The 2,354-nt window shown below is 70.9% G+C and carries 3 protein-coding genes; all 3 read left to right on the forward strand.

What is annotated here, in order from left to right; translation table 11 throughout:
• On the forward strand, positions 1-410 hold a 410-nt coding region (locus tag ACWDKQ_RS35780; RefSeq protein ID WP_450143173.1), incomplete at its 5' end, for a hypothetical protein.
• Between the two features lie 89 nt (positions 411-499).
• The gene (locus ACWDKQ_RS35785) at positions 500-1,294 is read left to right on the forward strand and encodes a ParA family protein (RefSeq protein WP_450143174.1); all 795 of its coding nucleotides are present in this window, start codon (positions 500-502) and stop codon (positions 1,292-1,294) included.
• Positions 1,291-1,707 (forward strand): hypothetical protein, encoded by a 417-nt coding sequence (locus tag ACWDKQ_RS35790; protein ID WP_450143175.1) that lies wholly within the window; start codon positions 1,291-1,293, stop codon positions 1,705-1,707. The genes ACWDKQ_RS35785 and ACWDKQ_RS35790 overlap by 4 nt, the downstream gene beginning before the upstream one ends.
• Positions 1,708-2,354 lie beyond the last annotated feature (647 nt).

Raw genomic sequence — 2,354 nt, forward strand, 5'->3', positions numbered from 1 at the left:
TGGCGGTGATGTGGGCGTGGCTAACGCGGTCCTGGCCGGTTGACGAGCTGCGCCAGCCCCCGCCCGAGGATGCGGCGGAGTACCCGCCGCGGTATTCGACCGCCGGCCGTTGCGTCCCACGCCCGGCGGCCGAGGTGTACCTGATGTGGGCCGCCAGCGCTGCCGACCGGGCACTGCGTGCCGAGCGCGGCGCGTGGGCTCCCCGCACCCCGGTCCGGGTCGTCGACGGCGAGCACGCCGGGCGGCACGGCCGCCTGGAACACCCGGCGTGGACGCTGACCGAGGCCCGAGACCAGGTCGCACCGGGCCCGCCGTCGGCGTACGTGGTCAACCTCGGCCCCAAGCCAGGGACCAGCCCGGTGGAGTACCTCACCCCGTGCGTCCCGGCCGAGCACCTCACCGTCGAGTAGCTCACCAGGCGTCGGTGCTGGTCAGGCTGATCATCGGATGACAGACTCCCGGAGTCTGTGACTTACGGAGTCTGGAAGTTGGAGATGTGATGCCGCGGATCGCGATCGGCAACCACAAGGGCGGGTCAGGGAAGACGGCAGCGACGGTCAACCTCGCGGCCGCGCTGGCGGAGGCCGGCCATCAGGTGCTGGTGGTGGACCTGGACCCGCAGGCCAACGCCTCGCGCAGGCTCGGGATCGGCTACGGCGCCCCCGAGCTGACCACCAGCGAGGTGGTGCGCTCCGGCGAAGAGGGCGTCGCCGCCGACGCCATCATCGGCTCGGGCTGGCCGGGAGAATACGGCCAGCGGGTCCACCTGCTGCCCGCCCGCTTCGACCTGGAGAACCGGGTCAGCGAAGCCGCGGTCATCGGCGCGGCCGGGCGACTGCGCCGCGCCCTGACCGGCGTGGACGAGGGCTACCGGGTCACCCTGATCGACTGCCCGCCATCACTGGGGCATCTCACCCAGCTCGGCCTGGTGGCCGCCGACGCGGCGCTGTGCACCGTCGAGCCCGAGTACGACTCGGTGGAGGGCGCGGTCCGCTACCGCGACTTCATCACCACCAACGCCGGCGAGTTGGGCAACCCGGGGCTGCGCATGCTCGGCTACCTCGTCTGCCGCTCGCGGCCCAACGTCGGCGCGCACGCCTTCCAGCTCGAGGGCCTGGCCGACACCTTCGGCGCGGAAGGGATCTGGACGCCCCACATCCCGGAGCGGGCCGCGATCAAGGACGCCGCCGATAGCGCTTGCCCGCTGCGGCTCTACGGCTCCTCTCCCGCCCGCGAAATGGCCAACATCTACACCGAGCTGGCCGAGAGGCTGCTCAAGGAGACCACCGCATGAACCCCCGCCCGCAACGGCAGCGCCCCGGCAGTTCCTCGCCGGTCGCCCGCCCGCCTCTGCGCCCCAACCCGGAGCCGATCAAGGTGGGCGATCAGCTCTCGGCCCCGCCACCAGCACACTCACAGACTCCCGAACTCCCGGAGTCTGTAACTGCCGGACAACCGAAGTACCAGACGCTGCCCCGCAAGGAAGCCCGGCTGCGCGGCGACCAGATCGAGGAGCTGGCCCGGCTGCGCCGACGGATCAACAAGGGTCGCCACGACCGCACCGAGCGGGTCACCGACAACACCCTGATCCGTGTCGCCGTCGATCTCCTGCTCGCGCACGCCGAGCAGCTGCACGGCGACACGGAAGACGAACTCCGGGACTCTGTTACTCCCGAACTCCGGAACCCGGATGCGGGCCGTGCGTGAGTCCTCATCTCGGTGGCCGCTGGGGGTGAGTGCGGCGAAGCCGCTCCATAGATGTGCACTTGCTCAGGAGCGTCGCGCCCATCACCGGCCCCTCAGGGGGATACCCCTCCTCAGGCCGACGCCCCGGGCAAGGCCCGCCGACGTGCGAGCAAAAGTCGCGAAGACCCCTGGGGTCGGGTCGAGGGGTGCACCGGGTTGATGGGTCGGCGGAGTACGCGGGGCGGCAGGTCGGTCCGGTGGCCGGCCAACCCCCTCCGGTTACGGCGATGTTCGAAATTTGTCAGCGCGAGAGCGAGCCTTGCCCGGGGCGAACCGGGGAGCCCCTGGGGGGAGGGGTGTCCCCCTGGGGTCCGGGTGGCCAAGATCAAGGCATGTCCGAATCGGAATCTGAGCCCGTGGCTTTGCGCCGTGCGATCGCGGACCTGCGCCGTGCGATGGACGGGCGACCGCCATCAACCGCGCCGCTGCGGTCGCCAGCACGACGATCGCGCGGCATGGTGATCGACCCGACCGCCTCCAGTCCGGTGCGCCGTGATCGGTAAGCGCGCATAAGCGCGATTATGCGCGGTAGTTATCCACAGCCCCACGGGCCACATCGGCCCCGTTCATGGGTGGGTTCGTTCGATGGGTCGAGGTCGTGGCGACTG

The organism is Saccharopolyspora sp. NPDC000995 (genome assembly GCF_053599315.1).

Bases quoted from the DNA above. Each gene is read 5' to 3' on its own strand.
- ACWDKQ_RS35785 (WP_450143174.1), top strand. From the start codon at position 500: ATGCCGCGGATCGCGATCGGCAACCACAAGGGCGGGTCAGGGAAGACG.
- ACWDKQ_RS35790 (WP_450143175.1), top strand. From the start codon at position 1,291: ATGAACCCCCGCCCGCAACGGCAGCGCCCCGGCAGTTCCTCGCCGGTC.